The following is a 26,288-nucleotide window of genomic DNA, read 5'->3' as shown; positions in this document are numbered from 1 at the left end:
GTCAGGCAAAGGGGGTGTCGACGTCTACCTGGTAGCCGGCGGCGCGGAGGGCGGTGACGAGTTGGTCGGAGTGTTCGGCGCCGCGGGTTTCGACGGAGAGTTCGACCTCGACCTCGCCGAAGTGCAGGCGGGGGTCGTGGCGTTGGTGGGCCACGTCGAGGACGTTGGCGCGCTGGTCGGCGATCAGGGAGAGCAGGGCGGCGAGCTGACCGGGGCGGTCGGCGCAGCGGACGTTGACGTGGAGGTAGCGGCCGGCGGCGCTGAGGCCGTGTTCGATGACGCGGAGCAGCAGCAGAGGGTCGATGTTGCCGCCGGAGACGACGGCGACGACGGGGGTCTTCACCTGCACTCGGCCTGCGAGCAGGGCGGCCACGCCGACCGCGCCGGCCGGCTCGGCGACCATCTTGCCGCGCTCCAGGAGCATCAGCAGGGCTCGGGAGATCTCCTCGTCGGTGACGGTGACGACCTCGTCGACGAGCTTGCTGATGTGGGAGAAGGTGAGGTCGCCGCAGCGGCCGACCGCGATGCCGTCGGCGATGGTGGCGATGCTGGGCAGGCGCACCGGGCGTCCGGCCCGCAGCGCGGGCGGCACCGCTGCCGCGCCGGCGGCCTGTACGCCGATGACGGTGATGTCGGGGCGCAGCGCCTTCGCGGCGACGGCGAGGCCGGAGATCAGGCCGCCACCGCCGATGCCGGTGATGATCGTCTGCACGTCGGGGCGCTGTTCGAGGATCTCCAGGCCGACCGTGCCCTGCCCGGCGATCACGTCGGGGTGGTCGAACGGGTGGATGAAGACCGCGCCGGTGCGCTCGGCGAACTCCTGCGCGGCGACCAGCGCCTCGTCGACGGTGTTGCCGGCGAACTCGACCCGCGCGCCGTACCCCTTGGTCGCCGCGACCTTCGGCAGCGGCGCGCCCACCGGCATGAACACGGTGGCCTTGGTCTTGCACAGCCCGGCCGCCAGCGCGACGCCCTGGGCGTGGTTGCCGGCGCTGGCCGCCACCACGCCACGTGCCCGCTCCTGCTCGCTGAGCCGGGAGATGCGCACGTAGGCGCCGCGCACCTTGTAGGAGCCCGCGCGCTGCAGGTTCTCGCACTTGAGCCAGGCCGGCCCGCCGAGCTTGGCCGACAGCGGCCGGCACGGCTCGATCGGGGTGGTGCGTACGACGGACCGCAGGCGCTCGCGCGCCGCCTCGATGTCGGCCAGGCTGACCAGCTCAGGTGTCACAGGCTGATCGTGCCACTCGGCACGGCCGCGGGCACAACGGGGACGTGCGCCGCCCGGCCGCGCTCGATCCGCGCGGTCTGCGCCCCGCTGATCGACAGGATCAGCTTGACCAGGAAGAACCCGGCTAGCACGGTGGCCACCGCCTCGACCACGCCGAAGCCGAGCATGTCGTCGAAGTAGGCCACGTGCGCCGCGAAGGTGTTCGCGTCCGGTTCCATGCGGCCGCTGATCTGCGAGGTGGCGAAACTCACCACGTACCCCGCCCACCACAGGCCGGTGAACAGGCCGACCCGGCGGTGCTGGAGGCTGGCGGAGGCGACCTGGTGCATCACCCGGCACGGGATGACGAAGTTCGCGAACGGGATGAACCAGCCGCCGATCGCCCAGCCCGCGACCAGACCGGACTGCGCCTCAGGGAACGCGTCGAGGTTCACCCGCGCGCGGTACAGCCAGATGATCACCAGCACGCCCGCGACCAGCATGCCGAGCACGTCGACCCCGGTGATCGCCAGCTCGACCAGGTAGGCCCGCTGCAGCAGGTCGGTGTCGCGGTCGGCCTGGGCCTGCTCCGCCATCGCCCCGGGCACCAGGGCCAGCGCCGCGCCCAGCACGGTGAGCACCGTCGAGACCACGACCGCCGCCACCGCGGCCAGGCCGATGCCGTGCACGCTGTACAGCTTCGCGTACGGGTGGATCAGCGGCGCGGAGCGGTCCAGCCCGCAGGCACGGCAGTAGATCCCGGTCGCCGGATTGACGGCGGAGCAATGTGGGCAGGTCACGGCGTTTCTCCAGGGTCGAGGGCCCACGGAGAGTAACGGAACAACCGGCAACGCCGAAACCCGCCCCAGCTCAGCCAGGATCACCCGGTTCCACGCCAGTCACGTTGCGTGCAAGAGAGTTAAGAAGGGCACCTTCCACAACGCATAGCGAGTGGAAGGTGCCCTTCTTTCCTCAGTTCGGGCGGGGGAAGCCGGGGGCGTGGCGGCGCCAGGGGGCGGCCAGTTCGATCTGGCCGGCGACCGCCAGGAGCAGCAGTTCGGTGCCGGGCGGGCCGACCAGCTGCACGGCGGCGGGCAGGCCGTCGGGGCGAACGCCGACGGGCAGGGTCATCGCGGGGAAACCGGTGATGTTCCAGGGGGCGGCGAACGGGGCGTTGCGCACGTTGGCCACCACGTTGGTCAGCCAGCCTCGGCGGTGCCAGTCGCCGGCCTTCAGGGGCGGCCCGGCGAGCACCGGCGTGAGCAGCAGGTCCACGCCGTTGGTGGCGAAGAATTCCAGGCAGCGGTCACGGAACTGGGTGCGGTCCTGCTCGCGCACGAGGCCGCGCCGCCACGCCCAGCCGCCCATCGCGACGTGCCGCCGGGTGCGCTTCTGCAGCTTGGAGCGGTCGAGCCCGGCCGCCTCGACGTCGCGGTACGCCGCGGCGAACCAGGTCGCCATGCCCCGCAGCCCGAGCGAGGTCGAGTACGCCGGGTCGGCGGTCAGCGTGTCGTGGCCGCACTCGGTCAGCAGGCGGGTGGCGGTGGCCACCGCGGCCCGGTTGGCCTCGTCGGCGCTCGCCCCGGCCACCGGGGACCTCAGCGACACCGCGATGCGCAGTCGGCCCGGCTGGCTCAGCGGCTGCGGCGTACGCCCGGCCAGCACCGCGAAGCCCAGCGCCGCGTCGGCGACCGTGGTCGCCAGCATGCCGTGCTCGACCAGCCCGAACCAGTCGTCCGCGCCCAGGTTCACCGGCAGCACGCCCCGGCCCGGCTTGAGCCCGATCAGGCCGCAGCAGGCCGCCGGGATGCGGATGGAGCCCAGCCCGTCGTTGGCGTGCGCGATCGGCACCAGGCCCGCCGAGACCGCGGCCGCCGAGCCGCCGGAGGAGCCGCCGGGGGTGCGATCCAAGGCCCACGGGTTGCGGGTCACCGCGCTGTCGTCGTCGGTCACGCCCCACAGCCCCAGCTCGGGCATCCGGGTCGTGCCGAGGACCACCGCGCCCGCGCCGCGCAGCCTGCGTACCAGCTCATGGTCCTGCTCGGCGACGGCCTGGCGCGCGCCCGCGGACCCGTGCCACGTCGGCAGCCCGGCGACCGGGGTGTTCTCCTTGACCGCGATCGGCACCCCGGCCAGCGGCAGGTTGGCCATGTCACTCTGGTCGTCGACCTTCTCCGCCTCGGCGGCCGCCTCCGCGGCCCGCACGGTGCGGAACGCCGCCACCACCGGGTCGGCACCGGTCAGGTAGTCGAGGTGATCGGCCACGACCTGCGTCGCCGACGTGTCACCGCGCCGCACGGCTCGCGCGATCTGCTTGGCGGTGGCGCCGACCCAGGTGTCCGCCATGTCTTTCCTCCACCACGTCGTGAGCCAGAAAACCGGGGCTCCAGTATGGAGTGCCGTGACGCGTCGTGAGCAACTGGAGCCTTGCCGCGACGGATTTCGTTGGCGATGCTGGGCTGATGCAGCCGGAACAGAATGGTCGTGATTGGACCGCCCCCCTTGTGGTCGGCGTGGTGCTGCTCGTCGTCGTGCTCGTGGTGTGCCTCGGCGGGGGCGCGGCGGCATATCTGCTGACCCGGCGGGCTTCCGGCCCCGCGCCGTCCCCGTCGGCCTCGCCGTCGCCGAGTCCCGTCGCCGTGCTGCCGTCCCCGGTGCCGGTCTCGCCCGCGCGATGCCTGATCGGACAGTGGCGGGAGACGTCGTACACCTCCAGCGCCGAGATCTTCGGGGTGACCGTGCAGCTGACCGGGGCAGGCACGCTGCTGAGCTACGGCGCGGACGGCACCCTGGTCACCGTGGACAAGGTCACCCGCAAGGGCACCCGCAACGGCGACCGCTACGAGGTGGTCCACAACGGCACCACGCGCCTTAACTACGAGGCCGACGACGAGATGATCAGCTACAGCAACGCGTCCGCCTCGGGCACCACCACGTGGAAGATCAACGGCAGCGTCCGCGACCGCGAGAACCTCAGCACCACGATCACCCCCGACCGCTACACCTGCAAAGGCGACAAACTTCGCATCTACGGCGACAGCTACTCCATCGAGGCCGACCGCATCCGCCCACCCGGCCGCCCGGTCTGACCTGCCCTCAACCAGAAGAAGATCGCTGTTTCGGGGTCAAGACCTGCGGTTCAACCGGAGGTTTGACCCGAAACAGCGATCTTCTTCGGAAACGGCGCGGGGGTCCGTCAGCCCAGCGCGGTGGCCAGGTCGGCGAGCAGGTCGTCGATGGTCTCGATGCCCACGGACAGGCGGATGAGGTCGGCGGGGACCTCCAGCTCGGAGCCCGCGACGCTGGCGTGCGTCATCTTGCCCGGGTGCTCGATCAGCGACTCGATGCCGCCCAGCGACTCGGCCAGGGTGAACACCTTCGTCGTGTTGCACACCCGCTCGGCGGCCTCGGGGTCGCCCATCCGGAAGCTGATCATGCCGCCGTACCGGCGCATCTGCTTGGTGGCCAGCTCGTGGCCGGGGTGTTCGGGCAGGCCCGGGTAGAGCACCTGCTTCACCTTCGGGTGCCGGGTCAGGAACTCGGCCACCTTCTCGGCGTTGTCGCAGTGCCGCTCCATGCGCACGGCCAGGGTCTTCACCCCGCGCAGCGTCAGCCAGGCGTCGAACGGACCGTTCACCGCGCCCATCGCGTTCTGGTGGAGCTTCAGCGCGTCGGCCAGCGCGAGATCGTTGAGCACCAGCGCGCCGCCGACCACGTCCGAGTGCCCGCCCACGTACTTCGTGGTCGAGTGGACCACCACGTCCGCCCCCAGCGCCAGCGGCTGCTGCAGGTAGGGGCTCGCGAAGGTGTTGTCGACCACCAGCAGCGCGTGGGCGTCCCGCGACACGGCCGCCAGGCCCGCGATGTCGGCGATGCCGAGCAGCGGGTTGGTGGGCGTCTCCACCCAGATCATCTTCGTGTCCGGGGTCACCTTGGCCCGCACGTCGTCGACGTTCGAGATCCGGGCCGCGGTCCAGGACAGGCCCCAGCGCTCGGCGACCTTCGCGAACAGGCGGAACGTGCCGCCGTACGCGTCATCGGGAATGATCACGTGGTCGCCGGGCTTGCACACGGTGCGGATGAGCGTGTCCTCGGCGGCCAGGCCGCTGGCGAACGCGAGCCCGCGCGAACCGCCCTCCAGCGCCGCCAGACACTCCTGCAGCGCGTCGCGGGTCGGGTTGCCGGACCGGGAGTACTCGTACCCCAGCCGTGGCGAGCCGACCGCGTCCTGCTTGTAGGTCGATGTCTGGAAGATCGGCGGGATCACCGCGCCGGTGCGCTCGTCCGGCTCCTGGCCCGCGTGGATGGCGAGCGTTTCAAACCCGTAAGACATTCCCCCAGCGTAGAGGAGCAGACTGGAGACATGTTCCTTCGCCACAAGAAGCTCGATGTCGTCAACGCCAGCGAGGCCCTGGCCGGCCGGGACACCCCGATCGTGCCGCCGGCCGAGCATTACGTGCTGGGCACCCCGCTGACCGGCCCCTGGCCCAAGGGCATGCAGGTGGCCGTCGTGGGCATGGGGTGCTTCTGGGGCGCCGAGCGCCTGTTCTGGAAGCTCGACGGCGTCTACTCGACCTCGGTCGGATACGCCGGCGGCAGCACGCCGAACCCGACCTACCAGGAGGTCTGCTCCGGCTACACCGGGCACACCGAGGCCGTGGAGATCGTCTTCAACCCGGAGATCATCTCGTACGCCGAGATCCTGCGGGTGTTCTGGGAGAACCACGACCCGACCCAGGGCATGCGCCAGGGCAACGACATCGGCACCCAGTACCGGTCGGCGATCTACGCCACCACGCCGGAACAGCTCAAGGAGGCCGAGGCCTCGCGGGACGCGTTCCAGCCGGTGGTGACCGCCGAAGGCTACGGCCAGATCACCACGGAGATCGCGATGCTCGGCGAGTACTACTACGCCGAGGACTACCACCAGCAGTACCTGGCCAAGAACCCCGACGGTTACTGCGGCATCGGCCCCAACGGCATGAGCTGCCCGATCGGCGTCGCGAAGACCGACGCCTGACGGTCCGACCCGCTCAAATGACGCCGCCGTGCCCCTCCGGGCGCGGCGGCGTCGTCGCGCCCGGAGACGCTACTGGCTGACGGTGTCGCACTCGGCCAGACGCTCGTGCAGCGGCAGCGAGTCCTTGACATCCCCGCCGACCGAGATCTGGCAGCTCACCTTGAGCGGAATGTCCAGCTGCCCGAACTTCGCCGTGAGCGGCACCGGCATCACCCTCAGGGTCACCTTGACGCCCTCGTCCACCGAGACCGTCTTGCGCCACGGAAACGTCACCGACTCGGTGACGGTCTCCCCGGAGCTGTCGACATAGGTGACCGTGCCCGTGCCGCTCTCCCCGCCGCCCGTGGCGGAGTACTCGATGTCATGAGAGGCGCCGCAGCCGGACAGCAACGCCGTCGCGGCGATGGCGGGCAGGCACAGTTTGGAAACGATCTTCGCCATGCCCATGGCAGCAGACGCTAATGCGCCCCGAGCGGGCCCACGTGCCGCCGACCGGCCGGTATCGCGTCGCCGGTCGGCCAGTGGAGATCGCGGGATCGTCAGGCGGGGGTGGTCAGGCCGTCGACGAACCTGCCCCCCGCGTAGTGGGCGAGCGCCCCGGCCACCTCGGCGGTGGAGGCGCGCAGCGACTTGACCGATACGAGGATCACCGACGGCCGACCGCCGACGATGTCGCGGTATTCCGTGGCCACGCCCAGGTCGACACCGGCGGCGGGCACCAGGACCAGCCGGGCGGTGGTCTCGGTGCGGCCCCCGACCTCCTCGGTGAACGGCTCCAGGACCAGCGCTTCCACCGCCGACCACGGCAGCGTGCGCTTGATGCCCGCCGTACGCAGGGCCAGCCCGGAGGTGTCCAGCACCACCGGTGCGGGCCGGAACGCGGCGACCAGCACGGCCAGCGAGATGAGCACCGAGAGCAGCCCGATGCCGAACAGCGCGCCGGAGCCGAGCGGGATGAACAGGAACCGCAGCTCCCAGCCGTTCATCGAGCTCCAGATGACGAAAAGCCCGGCGAGAAAGAAGAAGGCCACGCCGAGATACGGCGGGCGGGCGCGATGCAGCACCATGACGGTCTCCCCAGGACTTGTCGTTGATCGCGCCAGAACGTAGCAGCCGCCGCGACCGGGGGCAACGGTGCTGTGCGGTCACTCGTAGCAGTCCTGCTTGCCCAGCTGGAGGGACAGCTGGACGACCTTGCCCTTGTCGACCTCGATCCGGTACGCCGCCGCGTCGTTGCCCGGCACCTTGACGTAACCGCGGCCCTCGGCCTCGCCGCCCACGGCCTCCCAGGACGGGTACGCCCTGCGGACCTCGTCGACGGTGCTGCCCACGGTGATGCCCTCGGGCGTCTCCACCCCCGGGTAGGCGTAGATGGCGGCCAGGCCGAGCTTCTCGGAGAAGAACAGCCTGCCGTCGATGTCGTCCTGGCCTGTCTTCCCCGACCCGATCAGGTGGGCGTACGTCCAGCAGCCGGTCTTCTCACCGGCGGGCGTGGTGATCAGCTTGGTGGCCGCGGCCTGCGCCGGGGTCATGCCGAGCCGCAGCGCGCCGTATCCGGCAGGCCCGAGCGGGACCTCGCCCGCCGGGCGTGTGGGCGCGGTAGACGTGGCCGGCGCGGCGGACGAGGCGGCCGCGGGGCCGGTGGCGGCTCCGGTGTCGCAGGCGGCGAGCAGCACGGCCGAAAGGACCGCGGCGGCCAGTGCACCGGCGGGCCGAGCCAGGTGGGTACGCATGTTCGTCTCCCCGTGTCGTGGCAGGACGGTCGTCCTGGATGCGCACTACACGTGTTCGCGTACCCACCGGTTGCACCCTGATTTCAGCGGTCAGGCGCGCGCGTCGGTGACGGTCGCCTCGGAGGTCATCCTGCGCCGGTGGCCGACGAACCGCTCGGGGCCGGTCAGCCGCACCCGTACGGTGTGCCTGATGTCGCCGCTGGACGCGCCGAACCGCAGCTCCAGGTCGCCCGGCTCGACCAGTCGCCGCCCGTCGCGCCCGGTGTACGCGGCCAGGTCGGCGGGAACGGTGAACTCCACCCGCCGGGCCGCGCCTGGTTCCAGCGCGACGCGGGTGTATCCGATCAGCCGCTGCACCGGACGGGTGACCTGGGCGACCGGGTCGTGCAGGTAGAGCTGCACGACCTCGGTCCCGGCCCGCTCGCCGGTGTTGCGCACGGTCAGCGCGACCGTGACCGCCCCGTCGGTCGGGCAGGTCACCGTTCCCGCGTCGGCGGGCGGCTCCCAGGCGAAGCTCGTGTACGACAGCCCGTGCCCGAACGGGAACAGCGGCGTCGGGTCCACGGTGCTCACCTCGGTGGCGTGGCCGAGCGGCGGCGCGAGGTAGTTCGCGGGCTGTCCGCCCGGGTGGCGCGGCACGCCGACCGGCAGCCGCCCCGACGGCTCGACCCGGCCGGCCAGCACCCCGGCCACCGCCGGGCCGCCCTCCTGACCGGGGAAGAACGCCTGCACCACCGCGGCGAGCCGGTCGGCCCACGCGCCCAGGGCGTACGGGCGCCCCGCCAGCAGCACGGCGACGACCGGCCGTCCCGTGTCCAGCAGCGCCCCGAGCAGCCGCTCCTGCACCCCGGGCAGCCGCAGTTCGGTGACGTCGCAGCCCTCGCCGGAGGTGCCCTTGCCGAACAGCCCGGCGCGGTCGCCGAGCACCACGACGCACACGTCGGCCTGCTCGGCGCGCGCGACCGCGGCCGCGACTCCGGTGGTGTCCGTCCCGTCGACCGCACAGCCCGCGGCGTGGGTGATCGCCGCCTTCGGCAGCTCGGCGCGCAGCGATTCGAGCACCGTCGGGATGGACACGCCGAGCGGCAGGCCGGGGTGGTGCAGCCCGACGTGGCGCGGGAAGGTGTAGCAGCCGAGCATGCCGTCGGCGTCGTCGGCCAGCGGCCCGACCACGGCGATCGAGGCCGCCGGGGCCAGGGGCAGCACGCCGTCGTTGGCCAGCAGCGTCACCGACTGCTCGGCCAGTTGCCGGGCCAGTTCGCGGGCCGCGGGCGGGTCGAGGTCCACGGCTGCCGGGCGCGGCGGTGTCCAGTCCGGGTCGAGCAGGCCGAGCTCGCACTTCTGCCGCAGCACCCGGCGCACCGACCGGTCCACCAGTGTCATCGGGATGGCGCCGTCCTGCACCGCGTCGGCCAGCGGCCGCCCGTAGCAGCGCACGATCGGCAGCTCGACGTCGACGCCGGCGGCCAGGGCGAGGCCCGCCGCGGCGGTGAGGTCGCCCGCGACGCCGTGCAGCGAGTGCAGGAAGGTGATGCCGAAGTAGTCGGCGACCACGGTGCCGTCGAAGCCCCACGAGCCGCGCAGCAGGTCGGTGAGCAGCCTGCCGTCCGCGGCGGCGGGCACGCCGTCGATCTCGGCGTACGAGTGCATGACCGAGCGGGCCCCGCCGTCGCGCAGTGCCATCTCGAACGGTGGCAGCATCACGTCGGCGAGCTCGCGCGGTCCCATCGCGACGGGGCCGAAGTTGCGCCCGGCCCGCGAGGCGGAATAGCCCGCGAAGTGCTTGAGCGTGGCCACGATCCCGGCGGACTCCAGCCCTCGCACGTACGCGGTGCCGATCGTCGCGACCAGGTAGGGGTCTTCGCCGATGGTCTCCTCGGTGCGCCCCCACCGGGGGTCCCGGGACACGTCGAGCACCGGCGCGAGGCCCTGGTGCACCCCGACCGCGCGCAGTCCCTGGCCGATCGCGGCGGCCACCCGTTCGACGAGTGCGGGGTCGAAGGCCGCGCCCCAGGCCAGCGCGGTCGGGAAAATGGTCGCGCCGTGCGTGGTGAACCCGGTCAGGCACTCCTCGTGCACCAGGGCCGGGATGCCGAACCGTCCGGACGCGACGATCGCCTCCTGCAGCCCGGCCAGGCGGGCCATGCCCTCTGCCGGGGTGACCGGAGCGGTGCCGAACGGGCGGGTCAGCTGCCCGAGCCCGGCCGCGATCAGGGTCTGCCAGTCGAACCCGTCCTCGACCATGTCCTGCTGGTAGGGCGCGACGTCGTCGCCGTCCGCACCCGCGCCGGGCCACACGCTGTAGAGCTGGGCGATCTTCTCGGCCGGGGTCATCCGCGCGATCAGGTCGTCGACGCGCTGCTCGACCGGCAGCGCCGGGTCCCGCCAGGGCTGCTCGTCGGGTTCGAGATCGGCTGCGGCCGCGACGGCGGCGTCCTTGTGGGTCGACATCGCCCTGCCTGTCTTCCACCCGGAATGGCTGCACTTCCGGTAGTTTCCGGTATTCGCGCCTCACCACTGAGGCATCAGCTCACGCACCCTAACACCCTGATCCGGCTTCAGGACAAGGGTTGCGGCGCACTTTGTCACCCACGATGTCGAATTCGGAGGCTGCATCGCGGTTCCGAAACTTTCGCAACCTAGGCTTTCATTTCCGGAAAGCACGCGCCCTGCCTGAAGCACCTGGCGGTAGCGTGCCGGGCATGACGTTGACGATCCGCCGGGGCGGCACGCCCGAGGACGTGGCCGCCATCGGCGAGCTGCACGCGCTGAGCCGCCGGTCGGCGTACCGCGAGCTGCTGACCGCGCAGGAGCTGGCCGGGATCACCGTCGCGGAGCAGCAGGGCACATGGGCGCGGCGGTACGCCGCCGAGGCGGACACGCACCGCCTGCACCTCGCCGAACGCGGCGGCGCCGTGCTCGGTTTCAGCTACCTGGGTCCCGCCGGAGCCGAGGAACAGGCCCCGGCGGGCACCGGCGTGCTCAACGCGATCCACGTCCGCCCGGACGCGATCGGCTCGGGCGTCGGGCTCGCCCTGATGAACACCTGCCTGGCCGAGTTCGCCACCCTCGGCTGCCGCCAGGCGCTGCTGTACGTCGTGAACGACAACACCCGGGCGCGCCGCTTCTACGAGCGGGGCGGCTGGGTCGCCGACGGCTTCGCCCGTACCACCTCGATCGGCTCGGCGAGCGTGCCGGTCGTGCGCTACGCCCGCCCGATCCCGTGACCGCCCCGGGTCAACTGCCGTCGGTGTCGGAATCGGCGGCCAGCGCCAGCACCGCCAGGTAGCCGTCGCCGTCCTGGGTGACCTTCATCAGCTTGCTGTCCTGGAAGATGCCGTTGCCGTCGTTGAAGGTGTCCCGCCCGGTGTGCGCCGCGTACGGCGCCGCAGTGCCAGATCTCCACCACCGCGTTGGTAACTGGCTTGCACTGCTCGCTGTCCTGGACCTTCAGCACCACGCGGAGCCGGGTGCCCGCCCGGTCCTCCCGGATGTCGCTGCGGATCTTGTCCGCGTCGAAGTAGTACGGCCCCTGCGTGGTCGACGGCGACAGCTTGCACGTGTTCGCGTCCGTGAACAGGCCGGTCAGGTCCGCCGACGTGGTCGCGTCCGGCGACACCGGCTCCCCGCTGGTGGTGGTGGCCGGTGTGCCGTCCCCGCATGCGGCGAGCAGGCTGCCCAGCCCGACCGCGCTGATCCCCGCGAAGATCGACCGGCGGCTCACCCGCTGGCCCTCGTGGTCGTGTCCCATCGTCTCGTCCCCCTGTCCTGTTCCGGCGACGTCAGGCAGGCGGCGTCGGCGTTGCCTCGGCGCTTGCTGGAAGAACGCTGGACGCGTCGGGCGCGATACCCTCCCCCGGTGAAGACGATCTCCGCATGGGGGCGTCCGTGAGCCGGGAGCTGATCGTGCTCGGCACGGCCAGCCAGGTGCCCACCCGCCAGCGTGCCCACAACGGCTACCTGCTGCGCTGGGACGACCAGGGCTTCCTGTTCGACCCCGGCGAGGGGGCCCAACGGCAGCTGCTGCTGGCCGGCGCCGCGGCGAGCGACATCACCCGGATCTGCGTCACGCACTTCCACGGCGACCACTGCCTGGGCTTGCCGGGCATCGTTCAGCGGCTGTCGCTGGACCGGGTGCCGCACGAGGTGCCGATCCACTTCCCCGGCTCCGGCGCGGACTTCCTGCAGCGGCTACGGCACGCCAGCCACTTCCACGACCAGGCCCGGATCACCGAGTGCCCGGTCGACGGGGACGGCGTGCTGGCCACCGGACCGTTCGGCACGCTCAGCGCGCGGCGGCTGCGGCACCCGGTCGAGTCGTTCGGCTACCGCCTGGCCGAGCCGGACGGCCGACGGATGCTGCCGGAGCGGTTGGCCGCGCTCGGCGTACGCGGCCCCGACGTCGGCGTGCTGCAGCGGGTCGGCACGGTGGTGGCCGACGGCCGCCTGGTCAGCCTCGACGAGGTCAGCGAGCCCCGGCCGGGGCAGGTGGCGGCCTTCGTGATGGACACCGGCTGGTGCGAGGCCGCGATCCGGCTGGCCGAGGGCGCCGACCTGCTGGTCATCGAGTCGACCTTCCTGGAGACAGAGGCCGAGCTGGCCGCCGAGGCCGGGCATCTCACCGCGGCGCAGGCCGCCCGGATCGCCGCCGAGGCGGGCGTACGCCGGCTGGTGCTCACGCACTTCTCCCAGCGCCACCCGAACGCGGCGGTGTTCGGCGACGAGGCCGCGGCGCACTTCGACGGGGAGATCGTGGTCGCCGAGGAGCTGGCCCGGATCGCGGTGCCACCCCGCCGCTGACGGGAACGGCCTAAACTCGTCGCGGCGATCCACGCCCCCCTCCTGCGCTGAACCCGGAGACACCCCCTTGAGCGAGATCAGCTCACCGAGCGCGCCCGCCCGGATCCGCCCCGCGGCATGGCCCGCCGCCGTCCGGCGGTCGCTGGCCGCCGCCTGGCCCGCGCTCGTGGCATACGCCGCCGCCCGTACCAGCGGACTGGTCGTGCTGTTCATCTGGGCCCACACGGTCGGCAAGGATGCCGTCGGCCTGCTGGGCAGCCGGGCGGACGCCGGGCACTACGTCGAGATCGCCGCTCACGGCTACCCCTCCGCGGCCGAGATCCAGACCAACGCCATGGCGTTCTTCCCCCTGCATCCGACGCTCACCCGCTGGCTCGGGGCGATCCTGCCGTTCGGCCTGCCGACCGTCGGCGTGCTGCTGACCTGGGTCATGTCGCTGGTGGCGGCCTGGGGGCTGTTCGCGATCGGCAACCACCTGCACGACCGGCGCACCGGGGTGCTGCTGGCCACGGTCTGGGGCCTGCTGCCGCACGCGATCGTCGAGTCGATGGGCTACACCGAGGCCATGTTCACCGCGTTCGCGGCCTGGACGCTGCTGGCCACCCTGCGTCGGCAGTGGGTGACCGCGGCCCTGCTCAGCGTGCTCGCCGGGCTGACCCGGCCGTCCGCCTCGGCGCTCTTCCCGGTCGTGGTGCTGGCCGCCTTCGTGGCGATCGTGCGCCGGCAGGACCGCTCCTGGCGGGCCTGGTTCGCGATGCTGGTCGCGCCGCTGGGCTGGCTGGGCTACCTGGGCTGGGTGGCGGCCCGGACCGGGCGGCTGGACGGCTGGTTCCACATCCAGCACGAGGGCTGGGGCTCGAGCTGGGACGCCGGCCGGTACACGGCGAAGATGACCGCTTCGGCGCTGTCCGAGGCGAAGGTGCCCGACTACCTGCTGGTGGCGCTCGTTCTGCTGCTCTGCGTGGCGCTGTTCGCGATCTCGGTCATCGACCGCCAGCCCTGGCAGCTGCTCATGTTCAGCGCGCTCATGATCGCCGTCTCGCTCGGCGGCTCGGGTTACTTCAACGCGAAGGCGCGCTTCCTGCTGCCCGCGTTCGCCCTGCTGCTGCCGGTCGCAGGGGCACTGGCCCGGACGAAGCCGGCGAAGATGCTCGTCATCGTGGGCACGCTCGCGGCCGTCTCCGCGTACTGCGGCGGCTACCTGCTGCTGATCTGGAAGTTCTCGCCCTAGACGAGTCGGGGCGAGGGTACGTGACCGGACTGCGGGGAACCGGAGATCACGTACCCTCGCCCACTGACGCATCTGCACGACTGGGGAGAACGCCTGGCCGGAGGCGTTGCGGAGTCGACGGAGGCATGTCGGCTCCCGCTCAGTCGTACCGATGCACGCGGCGCGCCTACGCTGGCGGAGCGCAACGGCGTCGCCGCTGGGACGGGGTCCGAGGACCACACGCCGGGGGACGGCAGGGGGTCGTCGGAACACCCTTTACTGGCTAGTCGAAGAGGCTCCTGCGGGTGCCGTTTCGCATGATGGAGCCGCCACGCTCGCCAAGATCAGCACGCCAGGCGGGTAGCGAGCGCATCCCGTTGATGTCGTGCCGCACGGTCCAGGCCTCCCGCCAGTGCCGGCTGGCCGCGGCTTGCGCACGCTCGGCGAGCCTTCGTGGCGGGCACGGCCAATGCTGACCGCACCAGTTGCACAGCTGGTCGTCGTCAGGTCTGTCGTGCCGGCCCAGCATCTGCTGCGCGTCGCGCCACAGCAGGTGATCGGTTATGTCGGAGGGTTCCCTGTGGCTGGTCTCGGTGGGTGGTGCATGGTCGACGGTGACCACGTTCCACGCTCCCCTCGGTAGCACTGCCGCTTCCGTACGCTTAGTCAACACTCACGGAAGGCAGTGCAGTCGCACAGGCTGTGCGATTGCCGCCGAAACGGGCTAACGGAACCGGCGGCGTGCCCGGTTACCAGCGATTACTGAGATAAGCAGGGCCAGCCCCACGAGCATCCCGGCGACCCCGAACCACGTCACAGGGCGTGACGCCAGCGCCATCAGCCGCTCCCCCGCGGGCTTCGGCGAAGGCTCCGCCGACCCGGTGCCGTCCGGTGCGGGACCACCCGGCCCGGCCGCGGGGCTCTCCGCGGCGGCGGACGCGCTCGGCGAGGCCGACGGCGGCGGCGCGCAGTCCAGCCCGTCCGGCAGCACCGGGGCGCCGCGGAGCAGCGCCCGCAGACCGGCGGGACGGGCCGCCACGGGAGGCAGACCGGGCCCGGTGGACGGTTCGCCGGCCGGGCCGGAGGATCTCGGCGGGACGATCGGCGACGCGGCGGGCGACAGGCTCGGCGCGGGCGACGGGCTCGGCGAAAGGCTCGGTGAGGGGGACGGGCTGGGCGCCGCGAACACCTCGGCGTACGGCGCGAAGACCACGCCGGGCGCCGGCGGACCGGTCAGCACGAGGCGGACCGCGCTCGGGAAGTGCCACACGACGCTGTCCACGGGGCCTCCGCCGAGGCCGGTCACCCGAGGCACCGCCCAGGTCAGCCGGTCGTCGACGAGCCGGGTGTCGACGTTGACGAGCAGCGGCGCGGACTCGATCGGCGAACTGCTGAGAATGAGCTCGGCGATCCGGTTGAGGTCGCCCGAGCGGATGGTGAGCACGTTGGTGCGGTCCTGGCGCAGGTGGACCAGCACCCGCGAACCGCGGGCCAGCGGCGGGGTCAGCGGGCCGCCGTCGGGGGCGCGCAGGTCGACGTTCGGCGAACAGGCGGCCAGCGCCGCCGAGCGGTCGCGTTCGGCGGGGTCCGGGGTGGGCGCGGCCACGCCGGCGGAACCGGCGGCGAGTGCCAGCGGCAGCGCGAGGAGCACCGCGAACACGGCTCGTCCCGGCGCGCCGGCATCCGTCCGGCGTACCCAGCGGCTCAGCGCGCTCGGCCTCCGCATGACCGGAGGGTAGCCCCCCGCCGCACGCCGATCGTGAATGTGGCATCCCCGACACACCGACCCGATCGCATACCGCGGGCCGCCCGCCCCACCAAGATCGGCAGACTTGCCGGGCACCTGTGCGTATCCTGACGATCGATTCACACAAGTGCCCGGCAAGTCGAGCGATCTTGGCGGAGCGGCGGGATCAGCCCAGCTGGGCGAGTAGGTCCTGGCGGGTGAGCACGCCGTGGGGCTTGCCGTCGATCAGCACCATCGCGGCGTCTGCCTTCTCCAGCAGTGCCACGATCTCGGCGACCGGCTGGCCGCCGCCGATCATCGGCAGCGCGGGGCCGACGTGCCGGTCCAGCGGGTCGTGCAGCGCGGCCGCCCCGGTGAACAGCGCGTCCAGCAGGTCCTTCTCGGCCACCGCGCCGGCGACCTCACCGGTGACGACCGGCGGTTCGGCCTTGAGCACCGGCAGCTGGGAGACGCCGTACTCGCGCATGATGTCGATCGCGTCGCGCACGGTCTCGGTGGGGTGCACGTGGATCAGCTCCGGCAGGGCGCCCTTGCTGTGCGACTTCGCGGCGAGGATGTCGGCCACGGTCGCGCCGTGCTCGTCGGTGCGCAGGAAGCCGTAGCGGGCCATCCAGTCGTCGTTGAACAGCTTCGACAGGTAACCGCGGCCGCCGTCGGGCAGCAGCACGACGACCACGTCGTCCGGCCCCGCCTGCGCGGCGACCTTCAGCGCCGCCACCGCGGCCATCCCGCACGAGCCGCCCACCAGCAGACCCTCCTCGCGGGCCAGCCGCCGGGTCATCGCGAACGACTCCTTGTCGGTGACCTCGACGATCTCGTCGCAGACGGTCCGGTCGTACGTCTCCGGCCAGAAGTCCTCGCCCACGCCTTCGACCAGGTACGGTCGGCCGGTGCCGCCGGAGTAGACCGAGCCCTCCGGGTCCGCGCCGATGATCTTCACGCGGCCCTGGGAGACCTCCTTGAGGTAGCGCCCGATGCCGCTGATCGTGCCGCCGGTGCCCACGCCAGCCACGAAGTGCGTGATCCGGCCGTCGGTCTGCTCCCACAGCTCCGGGCCCGTCTGCTCGTAGTGCGACAGCGGGTTGTTCGGGTTCGAGTACTGGTTCGGCTTCCACGCGCCGGGGATCTCCCGGGCCAGCCGGTCCGAGACGTTGTAGTAGGAGCGCGGGTCCTCGGGCGCGACGGCGGTCGGGCAGACCACGACCTCGGCGCCGTACGCCCGGAGCACGTTCTGCTTGTCCTCGCTGACCTTGTCGGGGCAGACGAAGACGCACTTGTACCCCTTGAGCTGGGCCACCAGCGCCAGCCCGACCCCGGTGTTGCCGCTGGTCGGCTCGACGATGGTGCCGCCCGGCTTGAGCAGGCCGTCCCGCTCGGCCGCCTCGACCATCCGCACCGCGATCCGGTCCTTGACCGAACCTCCCGGGTTCAGGTATTCGACTTTGGCGAGCACGGTGGGGCCGCCGGGATCGGTGACATTCCGGAGCTTGACCAGCGGGGTGTTACCGATCAGCTCGACGACGTTCTCGTAGTAGCGCACGCGTCAAGCGTAGACCGGGGTTGAACCGCCGTTAAGCGACGTCGCCGTCGATGATCGGACCGCCGACGGGCGTCTTGACGCCGTTCTCCCACATGAGGAAGCGGTCGGTCTCGCTGATCAGCGCCCCGGCGATCCAGCTCACGATGATCACGTCATCGGCCAGGCCCAGGACCAGCAGGAACGCCTCCGGAACCATGTCGACCGGGGACACCACGTACAGGGTGGCCGCCGTGATCGCCATGATCCGGCCGAGGCCGTCGTACTTGCCGCGCAGCGTGGCCAGGACCATGCGTGGCATCGCGCCCAGCCGGTCCGCCAAGCTGGCGTTGCTGCCGTTACCCGTGATGAGTGCCTTCCACAGCGCGGTGAACGCCGCGGTACGACGCAATGTGCGTCCCATCTCGCCTCCATCCGAGCGCAACCTAAGAGCGCTACCTTTCTCGCATGAGCGAGCGTTACCAGCCGACGATCCGCTGGGTACGTAGGAGCCTCAGCGAGGATTCCCCGACGGGTCTCCCGAGTGAGGCGGGTTCACTATGAGCGAGCGTACTGCGCAGGGGGCCGCGGCGGCACACCGTCGAGGCAGGGATCTGGCGCGGCTGGCCGTCTACGGCGGCGGCGCGCTGGCCGGGCTCGGCCTGGCCACCGTCGGCGTGCTGCTCGGCCAGGTCGAAGCGGCCCGGCGCACCATCCCCATCGCGCAGGCCCCACCGCCGCGCTCGGACGGCCTGTACGGCGGCCGGTTCGGCGGCGAGCCCGTGCACATGGCCATGCTGGGCGACTCCTCGGCGGCCGGGTTCGGGGCGCTGCGGGCCCGGCAGACCCCCGCCGCGCTGATCGCCACCGGACTGTCCCGCCGTCTGGAAAGGCCGGTGCGCCTGCACAGCCTGGCCGTGGTCGGGGCGACCTCGGGAATGCTGACACACCAGGTGGAAGAGGCCCTGGAGCTGAACCCGGACCTGGCCGTGATCCTGATCGGAGCCAACGACATCACGCACCGGGCCGGGCAGGCCGCCTCCGTGCGCCACCTCGCCGACTCGGTGCGGCGGCTGCGCGAGGCCGGCGCCACCGTCGTCGTGGGCACCTGCCCCGACCTCGGCGCCGTGCAGCCGATCCGGCCACCGCTGCGCTGGCTGGCCCGCAGCTGGAGCCGCCAGCTCGCCGCGGCGCAGACCGTCGCCGTGGTCGAGGCCGGGGGCCGCACCGTGTCCCTCGGCGAGCTGCTCGGACCGACGTTCTCCGCCCAGCCGCACCGGTTGTTCGCCCGGGACCGCTTCCATCCCTCCGCCGAGGGCTACGCGCTGGCCGCGTCGGTGCTGCTGCCCACGGTGGTGGCCGCACTGCGCAGCCCGGCCGGGCCGCAGCGCGTGGAAGCGGGCGCACGAACCGCCGCCGACGGGGTACGGTCGCTGCCACAGGCCGCGGTCGAAGCGGCGCGCCACGCCGGCACCGAGGTCGCCGGGGTACGCGTCGACGGCCGTGATCGCGGCCCGGCCGGCCGGTGGGCGCAGCTGCGCCGCCGCATGTGGGAGGTCGTCCGCCAGGGCGAGGCCCCCGCCGGCCTGGCGGACCAGACGAAGGTAGTGGAGCAAGCATGAGCGAGCTTGTCGAGCGCATCAGCGGGCTCAGCGGCCATGTCCGCGACGAGCGGAGCGAGGAGCGGGCATGAGTTCCGTGGCACGGAGGATCGGGAAGGCCGCCGCGATCACGCTCATCGCGGGCACGGTCGGCGGTGCGGCGCTGCTCGCGGCCGAGGCAGTGGTGGCGCGCAGCCGCCGGTACGCCAAGCCGGGGCTGGGCCTCGCGCTGCGCACCACCGTGGGCGCGGACACCGCCGCCCCGCTGCGGCTGGTCATGCTCGGCGACTCCGCGGCGCTCGGCGTGGGCGTGGACCGGGTCGCCGACACGGTGGGCGGCCAGCTGGCCGCACTGCTGTCCGGCGGCGAGTCCGGCAAGGGCGGCCCGGTGCAGGCCGTGGCGCTGTCCAGCGTCGGCGTCGCCGGATCCCGCTCGTCCGACCTGGCCACCCAGGTGGCGCGCTGCCTGCTCGGCGACCGTCCGGACGTCGCGGTGATCCTGGTCGGCGGCAACGACGCGATCACCCTGCGCCGCCCGTCCGACGCGGCGGCGTACCTGGGCGCGGCGGTGCGCCGGCTGCGTGAGGCCGGGGTCGAGGTCGTCGTGGGCACCTGCCCCGACCTGGGCGCGGCCCGCGCCATCGCGCCGCCGCTGCGCCAGGTCGTCGGCTTCCTGGGCCGCCGGGTGGCGCGGGCGCAGGTGCGTGCGGTGCACGCGGCCGGGGGCGCGGTCGTCGACCTGGCCGTCGAGACGGGGCCGGTGTTCCGCGCCGACCCGAACACGCTGTCGGCCGACCGCTACCACCCTTCCGCGGACGGCTACCGCGTGTGGGCGTACGCACTGCTCCCCGCCGTCGCCCACGCCGCAGGCGTCACTCCCCGCCTGCCCTGACCGCCCCGGGCGGGGCTGACGACTTTCTCACCCGGTCTGGTGGGCAAGTTACCGGCGAGTTAACGTTCGTTCATGTCAGATGCTGTCATCGTCGCCACCGCCCGGTCCCCCATCGGCCGGGCCGGCAAGGGCTCCCTGAAGGACCTGCGCGCGGACGACCTCACCGCCACCATCATCCAGGCCGCCCTGGACAAGATCCCGGGCCTGGACCCGGCCGAGATCGACGATCTCTACCTGGGCTGCGGCCTGCCCGGTGGCGAGCAGGGCTTCAACATGGGCAAGGTGGTCTCCACCCTGCTCGGCCTCGACTCGCTGCCCGCCGCCACGGTCACCCGGTACTGCGCGTCGTCGCTGCAGACCAGCCGGATGGCGTTCCACGCGATCAAGGCCGGCGAGGGCGACGTGTTCATCTCGGCGGGCGTCGAGATGGTCTCCCGGTATGCCCGCGGCAACTCGGACTGGCTGCCCCCGGACGCGGCCGCGGCCGTCGGTGGGAGCTGGAACAACCCGCGCTTCGAGGCGGCCCAGGCCCGCTCGGCGCAGCGCGCCGGGGCCGGCACGCCGGTCTGGACCGACCCGCGCGAGACGGGCGAGCTGCCCGACATCTACCTGACGATGGGCCAGACCGCCGAAAACCTGGCCCAGGTCCACGGGGTGACCCGCGAGGACATGGACGCGTTCGGCGTACGGTCGCAGAACCTCGCCGAGCAGGCGATCAAGGACGGCTTCTGGGCCCGCGAGATCACTCCGGTGACCCTGCCCGACGGCACCGTGGTCAGCCAGGACGACGGCCCCCGCGCGGGCGTGACGCTGGAGGGCACCGCGGGGCTCAAGCCGGTCTTCCGCCCCGACGGCCGGATCACCGCGGGCAACTGCTGCCCGCTCAACGACGGCGCGGCCGCAGTCGTGATCATGAGCGGCAGCCGGGCTCGCGAGCTGGGCCTCAACCCGCTGGCGCGGATCATCTCGACCGGCGTCACCGCGATGAGCCCCGAGATCATGGGCATCGGCCCGGTCGAGGCGACCCGGCAGGCGCTCAAGCGGGCCGGCATGACCATCGACGACATCGACCTTGCTGAGATCAATGAGGCCTTCGCCGCGCAGGTCATCCCGTCGTACCGGGAACTGGGCCTGCCGTTGGAGAAGGTGAACGTGATGGGCGGGGCGATCGCCGTCGGCCACCCGTTCGGCATGACCGGCGCCCGCATCACCGGCACGCTGATCAACAACCTGCAGTGGCACGACAAGAGCATCGGCCTGGAGACCATGTGCGTCGGCGGCGGCCAGGGCATGGCGATGATCATCGAACGCCTCGGCTGACACTCCCGCACTTCACGGCGTCGAGCCGTTAGGAAGAGCACCTTCTACAACGCGGAGCGTTGTGAAGGTGCCCTTCCTTCGTCTCAGGTGAGGGTGTGGCGCAGGGCGGCGATCTCCTCGGCGGCGGCGGTCGTGAGCTCGTGCGGCGGGGAGGTGGCGACGAGGTCGGCCACGACGACCTTCAGCTGGTCGGGCAGGGCCAGATCGGACAGCCGGGGCACGTCGCGGCGCGGCGCGCCGGTGAGGTCCGCGGCCTGATCGGCGAAACGCTGGACCAGTTTGTGCACCTGGTCGCCCTGGTCGCGCCAGCGGGCGGGGGTCCAGTGCCCGACCTGGTTGGCCAGGAGGTCGACGGCGCGCGTCAACTGCTCGATGCTCACCCCGCGATTGTCCCGGGCCGGAAAACGGACCGCCGCCCCGGGGGCGTCCCCGGGGCGGCGGTCGTCGGGTGCGCCCCGAGCGGGGCGCACCGGTCAGTCTTCCGAGAAGTAGGAGATCAGGCGCAGGATCTCCAGGTAGAGCCAGACCAGCTCGACGAGGATGCCGAACGCGCCCAGCCAGCCGTACTTGCGCGGCAGGCCGGCGGCGATGCCGTCCTCGATCTGCTTGAAGTTGACCACGAACATCAGCGCCGCGACCACGATGCAGACCAGGCTGAAGCCGATGGCGATCGGGCCGCCGTCACGCAGCGGGCCGACCGAGCCGCTGAACAGGTAGATCACGAAGTTGACCAGCATGACCACGGCGAGGCCGGCCGCCGCGCCGATGACGATCTTCATGAACTTCGGGGTGGCCCGAATGATCTTCATCTTGTACAGCGCGGCCATGGCGAGGAACACCGAGAGCGTGGCGATGACCGCCTGCAGCACGATGCCCTCGAAGAAGTACTCGTAGGCCTTGCTGATCAGGCCGAGGAAGACACCCTCGAGCACCGCGTATCCGACGATCACCGCCGCGTTGGTGACCTGGGCGAACGAGATGACCAGGCCGACGATCACGCCGAGGAACATCGACGCGTACAGCACCGGCCGCATGACCTCGAACGGCACCACGTACCAGGCGATCGCCGCGGTCGCCGCGGTCGTCGCGAGCAGGGTCACGGTCTTGACGACGACGTCGTCGATCGTCATCCGGTCGACGTGCCCGGACTGGACGACCTCCGGGTAGCCGCCCTCCGGGTAGCCCGCCGGGGCGCCCTGGCCCGGCACCGAGTACCGGGGCTGCTGCGCCGCCGCACTGATGCGGCTGAGCACCGGGTTGGAACTCTTCACAGCGGGTCTCGCCTCCTCCACAGGGAATGTGCCGACAGAGTAGCGGATCGGCGCACCTGCGGAGATCACGGTTTTTTCGAGCCTCCCGCGGGCGGCGGACCGGGCGGGGAGAACCGACCCACGCGGCGCGGTGTCGGAGGTCACCTCAGTCGGCGACGCGTGCGGCGCGCGGATGCGGTCGGACTCGACCAAGCACCCGAAACAATCACCGCGCCCGATCCTTAATGAAACCTTATGAAAAGCCTGCGAATTCACGTCACGACAGGGCGTCCATCGACCGTTACCACACCTCGCGAAATTCGGAGAGAAAAGCAGGCGACCAGGGGGTGACAGACCGTCGGGCGCTCGCTATGCTCGTCCACAACGCGCTCCAATCGCCCGCTTCCCCCGTGGCAGGCGATCGGAGCGCGTCACTATTTGTGAAGCTTTTCGCCGCGTCATTCGCGCATCGCCCACCGGGCCGCGGAAACGCCATTCGGCACACCGGCGCGGGCCACCGCACAACCTGCTGGTGCCCGGGGCGGGACTCGAACCCGCACGCCTTTCGGCAGTCGCTTTTAAGGCAACCGTGTCTGCCGTTCCACCACCCGGGCGCGTTACGCACGTTGCTGTGCCCTGACACGGTAGCGGTTCGCCCGGGCCCGAAGCACGCCCGTTGTCACTATCCGGAGAACGTGAGCACAGCGGCCGATCGGCCACGGGCGCGCGCGAAGCGCTAGGGTCAAGCGCGTGACGAGCACCGCGCCCGCCCTCACCACCGCCCCGGAGAACGCCGAACTGCCTGGCCAACGGGGTGGTGCGGACGCGTCCGCGGCAGGGCGGCCCGCCCGGCGGCACGAGTGGGCGCGCGACGTCCTGGTCGGCCTGGCCTTCCTGGCGCTGGCCGGATGGCTCACCCTGGGGCTCTGGCCGGATCCGGAAACCCGCACCCTCGCCCTGAACCCGCCCGACCAGATCCTCTACGAGTGGTTCCTGGCCCATGACACGATGCTGTGGAGCGGCGACTTCTCGCTGGTCACCGACCGTCTGAACGCCCCGTACGGGGTCAACCTGCTCGCCAACACCACGGTCATCCTGCTCGGCGGCCTGCTCGCCCCGGTCACCGCCGCGTTCGGCGCGGCCACCACGTTCGCGCTGCTGGTCGCCCTCAACCTGGCCGGCACCGCCATCGCCTGGTACCTGCTGCTGCACCGGACGCTGGGCGCGAGCCGGATCGCGGCCGCCGTCGGCGCGGCGTTCTGCGGCTTCGCCCCGGGCATGGTCTCGCAGTCCAACAGCCACCTGCACATGACCGCGCAGTGGCTGATCCCGCCGATGCTGTGGTGCGTCGTCGAGCTGGCCCGGGCGGCCCGCTCCGGCACCGCCCGCCCGCGCCGGGTCATCGGCTGCGGCGCGCTCTTCGGCGTACTGGTCAGCCTGCAGGTGTTCATCGGCGAGGAGACCCTGTTCCTCACCGCGCTCGCGCTGGCCGTCGTGACCGTGGCCTACGTGGCGATGGTCCGGCCGCCCCGCGCCGTGCTGGGCCGCTTCGCCGCCGGGCTGTCCATCGCCGTCGCGGTCGCCGTGGCACTGCTGGCGTATCCGCTGTGGGTGCAGTTCAAGGGCCCGCAGTCGGTCTCCGACGGCGTCTTCAGCCCGTTCTACTTCTCTGCCGACCTGGCGAGCTTCAGCGCGTTCTCGCCGCTGACGGTGGCCGGTGACGAGGCGGCGGCGAAGCTGACCACGGGACCGGCCGAGTACAACACGTTCCTGGGCTGGCCGCTGGTGCTGCTGTCGCTGGGGCTGCTGGTCTGGCAGCGGCGGGACGCGCTCGCGGCCGCCTGCGGCGTGGGCGCGCTGGTGATGTGCTCGCTGGCGCTCGGCCCGCAGGTCATGCTGCACGGCGAACGCACCCCGCTGCCGGGCCCGTACCGGCTGCTCATGCACCTGCCCGTGGTCGACGGCGCGCTGCCGATGCGCTTCGCGCTGGCCGCGATCCCGCTGCTCGCCGTGCTGGTGGTGCTGGCGCTGCGGCGGGCCGGGCGGTCGGACCGGCGCGGCGTCCGGATCGCCGTCCCCGCGCTGGTCGCCGCGGCGCTGCTGCCGCTGTTCCCGACCCCGCTGCCGACCGCCGACCGGGCCGCCGTGCCGGCGTTCTTCGCCGACGGACTGTGGCGGCAGTGCGCCACCGACGGAGACGTCATCGTCCCGGTGCCGCTGCCGACCCCGGAGCAGCCCCAGCCGATGCGGTACGCCACCGCGGCGCTGACCGCGTTCGCCCTGCCCGAGGGCTTTTTCATCGGCCCGCACGGGTCGAACGGCAAGGCGACCATGGGCATCGGCAAGCGCACCACGTCCTGGGTGCTGTCCGAGGTGGCCCGCACCGGAGTGGTGCCCGCGATCAACGACGACCACCGCCTGGACGCCCGCAAGGACCTGACCAAGTGGAACGCCGCCTGCGTGGTCCTGTCCCCCGGCCACCCCCGCCACGCCGAACTCCAACGCACCCTGGAAGCCCTCCTCGGCCCCGGCACCCCCTCCGGCGGCGTCCTCTACTGGCCCCGCACTTGGTGACCCCACCCCACCCGCCTCCGGCGGGCCCGCCTTCCTGCGGCCAGGGGCGGCGCGGGTGGTCAGGGCTGTTGGGTCGGTTGGGTGACCTGGGCGAAGGGGTCCATGGGCTGGTGGAGGGCGCCCAGGGAGACGACTTCGCGCTTGAGGAACAGGGCCAGGGTCCAGTCGGCGATCACGCGGACCTTGCGGTTCAGCGACGGGATGCGGCTCATGTGGTACGTGCGGTGCATGAACCAGGCGACCCAGCCCTTGGCCTTGAAGCCGTAGACGTGCGCGACGCCCTTGTGCAGGCCGAGGCTGGCCACCGAGCCGACGTGCTTGTGCCGGTACTCCCGGATGCCCTTGCCGCGCACGGTGGCGATCAGGTTGTCGGCCAGCAGGCGCGCCTGGCGTACGGCGTGCTGCGCGCTCGGCGAGCACATCTCGCCCGCGGCGGCGGTCAGGTCGGGCACCGCGGCGCAGTCTCCCGCGCTCCACGCGCCCTCGACGAGGGAGTCCCCGTCGACGACCCGCAGCGTCGGGTTACAGGTGAGCTTGCCCTGGGCGTTGCGGGGCAGGTCGGTCGCGGCGATCATCGGGTGCGCCTTGACGCCGGCGGTCCACACGATGGTGTCCGCGGCGAACTCGCCGCCGTCGGACAGCTTCACCACGCCGTCGACGCAGGACTCCAGCCGGGTGCCCAGGCGCAGGTCCATGTTGCGCTTGAGCAGCGCCTCGACGGTGTACGCGCCCATCTGCGGCCCGACCTCCGGCAGCACCCGCTGCGTGGCCTCGACCAGCACCCAGTGCATGTCGTCGGCCTTGAGCTCCGGGTAGTAGCGCAGCGCGTCGCGAGCCATGTCCTCCATCTCGCCCAGCGCCTCGACCCCGGCGAAGCCCGCGCCGACGACCACGAAGGTCAGGGCCCGCTGCCGCGTCTGCGGGTCGGTGGTGGCGGCCGCGATGTCCAGGCACTCCAGCACGTGGTTGCGCAGCCAGATGGCCTCGCCGATGGTCTTGAAGCCGACCGCGTGCTCACGCAGGCCCGGAATCGGCAGCGTACGGGAGACGCTGCCGGGCGCGACGATGATGTGGTCGTACGGGATCTCCCGGGACGGGCCCACCACCGGCTGCACCGTGGCGACCTTGCGGGAGTGCTCGACCTTCGTCACCGCCCCGTGGACGATGTTGCAGTCGCGCAGCTCCCGGCGCAGCGGCACGACGGTGTGCCGGGGGGAGATGTTGCCGGCCGCGGCCTCGGGGAGGAACGGCTGGTACGTCATGTGCGGCTGCGGGTCGACGACCGTGACCTCGGCCTCGGTCGAGCGCAACTTGCTGGACAGGCGCAGGGCGGCGTAGAGGCCGACGTGGCCGGCGCCCACCACCAGGATCCGTACAGGCTTCACACATTCACGCTACCGCCGCGACATCGCCCTGAT

The 26,288-nt window shown here is 72.1% G+C and carries 25 protein-coding genes and 1 tRNA gene; 9 read left to right on the top strand and 17 right to left on the bottom strand.

Features of this window, described 5'->3' with window-relative positions; translation table 11 throughout:
• Position 1 precedes the first annotated feature (1 nt).
• The 3 genes from ilvA to ACFQO7_RS12655 all read right to left on the bottom strand — a co-directional run bounded on the left by ilvA (position 2) and on the right by ACFQO7_RS12655 (position 3,553).
• A complete protein-coding gene (gene ilvA / locus ACFQO7_RS12665) occupies positions 2 to 1,228 on the bottom strand; it encodes a threonine ammonia-lyase (RefSeq protein ID WP_376806541.1) in 1,227 nt (408 codons plus the stop codon).
• Positions 1,225 to 2,007 carry a DUF4328 domain-containing protein gene (locus tag ACFQO7_RS12660; protein WP_376806540.1) on the bottom strand — a complete coding sequence of 261 codons (783 nt, stop codon included), beginning with the start codon at positions 2,005 to 2,007 and terminating at the stop codon, positions 1,225 to 1,227. The genes ilvA and ACFQO7_RS12660 overlap by 4 nt, the downstream gene beginning before the upstream one ends.
• Positions 2,008 to 2,179: 172 nt before the next feature.
• A complete protein-coding gene (locus tag ACFQO7_RS12655; RefSeq protein ID WP_376806539.1) occupies positions 2,180 to 3,553 on the bottom strand; it encodes an amidase in 1,374 nt (457 codons plus the stop codon).
• A 116-nt stretch (positions 3,554 to 3,669) separates the two neighbouring features.
• Here ACFQO7_RS12655 and ACFQO7_RS12650 point away from each other — a divergent pair, with 116 nt between their 5' ends.
• Complete coding sequence (locus ACFQO7_RS12650; protein WP_376806538.1) at positions 3,670 to 4,296, top strand: hypothetical protein; 627 nt, start codon at positions 3,670 to 3,672, stop codon at positions 4,294 to 4,296.
• 107 nt (positions 4,297 to 4,403) lie between these two features.
• Here ACFQO7_RS12650 and ACFQO7_RS12645 read toward each other — a convergent pair whose 3' ends face one another.
• Positions 4,404 to 5,540 (bottom strand): cystathionine gamma-synthase, encoded by a 1,137-nt coding sequence (locus ACFQO7_RS12645; protein WP_376806537.1) that lies wholly within the window; start codon positions 5,538 to 5,540, stop codon positions 4,404 to 4,406.
• A 30-nt stretch (positions 5,541 to 5,570) separates the two neighbouring features.
• Here ACFQO7_RS12645 and msrA point away from each other — a divergent pair, with 30 nt between their 5' ends.
• The gene (gene msrA, locus ACFQO7_RS12640; RefSeq protein WP_361040223.1) at positions 5,571 to 6,227 is read left to right on the top strand and encodes a peptide-methionine (S)-S-oxide reductase MsrA; all 657 of its coding nucleotides are present in this window, start codon (positions 5,571 to 5,573) and stop codon (positions 6,225 to 6,227) included.
• Between the two features lie 69 nt (positions 6,228 to 6,296).
• Here msrA and ACFQO7_RS12635 read toward each other — a convergent pair whose 3' ends face one another.
• The 4 genes from ACFQO7_RS12635 to ACFQO7_RS12620 form a co-directional block, all read right to left on the bottom strand.
• On the bottom strand, positions 6,297 to 6,668 hold the full coding sequence (locus ACFQO7_RS12635) for a hypothetical protein (protein WP_376806536.1): 372 nt from the start codon (positions 6,666 to 6,668) through the stop codon (positions 6,297 to 6,299).
• Between the two features lie 98 nt (positions 6,669 to 6,766).
• Complete coding sequence (locus tag ACFQO7_RS12630; RefSeq protein WP_376806535.1) at positions 6,767 to 7,294, bottom strand: hypothetical protein; 528 nt, start codon at positions 7,292 to 7,294, stop codon at positions 6,767 to 6,769.
• A 78-nt stretch (positions 7,295 to 7,372) separates the two neighbouring features.
• Positions 7,373 to 7,960, bottom strand: coding sequence for a hypothetical protein (locus ACFQO7_RS12625; protein ID WP_376806534.1), 588 nt, complete (start codon positions 7,958 to 7,960; stop codon positions 7,373 to 7,375).
• A gap of 90 nt (positions 7,961 to 8,050) precedes the next feature.
• Positions 8,051 to 10,411 (bottom strand): beta-xylosidase/alpha-l-arabinosidase, encoded by a 2,361-nt coding sequence (locus ACFQO7_RS12620; protein ID WP_376806533.1) that lies wholly within the window; start codon positions 10,409 to 10,411, stop codon positions 8,051 to 8,053.
• Between the two features lie 251 nt (positions 10,412 to 10,662).
• On the opposite strand from ACFQO7_RS12620, the gene ACFQO7_RS12615 reads away from it, so the two are divergent.
• Positions 10,663 to 11,187 (top strand): GNAT family N-acetyltransferase, encoded by a 525-nt coding sequence (locus ACFQO7_RS12615; RefSeq protein ID WP_376806532.1) that lies wholly within the window; start codon positions 10,663 to 10,665, stop codon positions 11,185 to 11,187.
• On the opposite strand, the gene ACFQO7_RS12610 is transcribed toward ACFQO7_RS12615, so the two are convergent.
• Complete coding sequence (locus ACFQO7_RS12610; RefSeq protein WP_376806531.1) at positions 11,166 to 11,711, bottom strand: peptidase associated/transthyretin-like domain-containing protein; 546 nt, start codon at positions 11,709 to 11,711, stop codon at positions 11,166 to 11,168. The two genes, ACFQO7_RS12615 and ACFQO7_RS12610, sit on opposite strands and share 22 nt — an antisense overlap.
• Before the next feature lie 125 nt (positions 11,712 to 11,836).
• On the opposite strand from ACFQO7_RS12610, the gene ACFQO7_RS12605 reads away from it, so the two are divergent.
• Both ACFQO7_RS12605 and ACFQO7_RS12600 read left to right on the top strand, forming a co-directional pair.
• Positions 11,837 to 12,760 carry a ribonuclease Z gene (locus ACFQO7_RS12605; protein ID WP_376806530.1) on the top strand — a complete coding sequence of 308 codons (924 nt, stop codon included), beginning with the start codon at positions 11,837 to 11,839 and terminating at the stop codon, positions 12,758 to 12,760.
• 67 nt (positions 12,761 to 12,827) lie between these two features.
• Complete coding sequence (locus tag ACFQO7_RS12600) at positions 12,828 to 13,991, top strand: hypothetical protein (RefSeq protein ID WP_376806529.1); 1,164 nt, start codon at positions 12,828 to 12,830, stop codon at positions 13,989 to 13,991.
• Between the two features lie 262 nt (positions 13,992 to 14,253).
• Here ACFQO7_RS12600 and ACFQO7_RS12595 read toward each other — a convergent pair whose 3' ends face one another.
• The 4 genes from ACFQO7_RS12595 to ACFQO7_RS12580 form a co-directional block, all read right to left on the bottom strand.
• Positions 14,254 to 14,592: a hypothetical protein gene (locus tag ACFQO7_RS12595; protein ID WP_360522029.1), complete on the bottom strand. Its 339-nt coding sequence runs from the start codon at positions 14,590 to 14,592 to the stop codon at positions 14,254 to 14,256.
• Between the two features lie 102 nt (positions 14,593 to 14,694).
• On the bottom strand, positions 14,695 to 15,696 hold the full coding sequence (locus tag ACFQO7_RS12590) for a choice-of-anchor A family protein (protein ID WP_376806528.1): 1,002 nt from the start codon (positions 15,694 to 15,696) through the stop codon (positions 14,695 to 14,697).
• 187 nt (positions 15,697 to 15,883) lie between these two features.
• A complete protein-coding gene (locus ACFQO7_RS12585) occupies positions 15,884 to 17,257 on the bottom strand; it encodes a cystathionine beta-synthase (protein ID WP_203689591.1) in 1,374 nt (457 codons plus the stop codon).
• A 31-nt stretch (positions 17,258 to 17,288) separates the two neighbouring features.
• Positions 17,289 to 17,657 carry a YkvA family protein gene (locus ACFQO7_RS12580; protein WP_203689593.1) on the bottom strand — a complete coding sequence of 123 codons (369 nt, stop codon included), beginning with the start codon at positions 17,655 to 17,657 and terminating at the stop codon, positions 17,289 to 17,291.
• 136 nt (positions 17,658 to 17,793) lie between these two features.
• Here ACFQO7_RS12580 and ACFQO7_RS12575 point away from each other — a divergent pair, with 136 nt between their 5' ends.
• The 3 genes from ACFQO7_RS12575 to ACFQO7_RS12565 all read left to right on the top strand — a co-directional run bounded on the left by ACFQO7_RS12575 (position 17,794) and on the right by ACFQO7_RS12565 (position 21,046).
• A complete protein-coding gene (locus ACFQO7_RS12575; RefSeq protein ID WP_360522017.1) occupies positions 17,794 to 18,855 on the top strand; it encodes an SGNH/GDSL hydrolase family protein in 1,062 nt (353 codons plus the stop codon).
• Positions 18,856 to 18,922: 67 nt separating this feature from the next.
• Complete coding sequence (locus ACFQO7_RS12570; RefSeq protein ID WP_376806527.1) at positions 18,923 to 19,726, top strand: SGNH/GDSL hydrolase family protein; 804 nt, start codon at positions 18,923 to 18,925, stop codon at positions 19,724 to 19,726.
• 72 nt (positions 19,727 to 19,798) lie between these two features.
• Positions 19,799 to 21,046, top strand: a complete 1,248-nt coding sequence (locus ACFQO7_RS12565) for an acetyl-CoA C-acetyltransferase (RefSeq protein WP_360522011.1) — start codon at positions 19,799 to 19,801, stop codon at positions 21,044 to 21,046.
• 83 nt (positions 21,047 to 21,129) lie between these two features.
• Here the strand turns inward: ACFQO7_RS12565 and ACFQO7_RS12560 are convergent, their stop codons facing one another.
• The 3 genes from ACFQO7_RS12560 to ACFQO7_RS12550 all read right to left on the bottom strand — a co-directional run bounded on the left by ACFQO7_RS12560 (position 21,130) and on the right by ACFQO7_RS12550 (position 22,910).
• The gene (locus ACFQO7_RS12560; protein WP_376806526.1) at positions 21,130 to 21,426 is read right to left on the bottom strand and encodes a hypothetical protein; all 297 of its coding nucleotides are present in this window, start codon (positions 21,424 to 21,426) and stop codon (positions 21,130 to 21,132) included.
• A gap of 93 nt (positions 21,427 to 21,519) precedes the next feature.
• Positions 21,520 to 22,317, bottom strand: coding sequence for a Bax inhibitor-1/YccA family protein (locus ACFQO7_RS12555; RefSeq protein WP_361056001.1), 798 nt, complete (start codon positions 22,315 to 22,317; stop codon positions 21,520 to 21,522).
• A gap of 509 nt (positions 22,318 to 22,826) precedes the next feature.
• Positions 22,827 to 22,910, bottom strand: a tRNA-Leu gene (locus ACFQO7_RS12550).
• 136 nt (positions 22,911 to 23,046) lie between these two features.
• On the opposite strand from ACFQO7_RS12550, the gene ACFQO7_RS12545 reads away from it, so the two are divergent.
• A complete protein-coding gene (locus tag ACFQO7_RS12545; RefSeq protein ID WP_376806525.1) occupies positions 23,047 to 24,870 on the top strand; it encodes a DUF6311 domain-containing protein in 1,824 nt (607 codons plus the stop codon).
• A gap of 59 nt (positions 24,871 to 24,929) precedes the next feature.
• On the opposite strand, the gene ACFQO7_RS12540 is transcribed toward ACFQO7_RS12545, so the two are convergent.
• Positions 24,930 to 26,255 carry an NAD(P)/FAD-dependent oxidoreductase gene (locus ACFQO7_RS12540; protein WP_376806524.1) on the bottom strand — a complete coding sequence of 442 codons (1,326 nt, stop codon included), beginning with the start codon at positions 26,253 to 26,255 and terminating at the stop codon, positions 24,930 to 24,932.
• Positions 26,256 to 26,288: the final 33 nt, after the last annotated feature.

This window comes from Catellatospora aurea (assembly GCF_042663325.1).
GTDB lineage: Bacteria > Actinomycetota > Actinomycetes > Mycobacteriales > Micromonosporaceae > Catellatospora > Catellatospora aurea.
The sequence above is the reverse complement of the archived record's forward strand: the minus strand, read 5'-3'. Positions and strand labels throughout refer to the sequence as shown.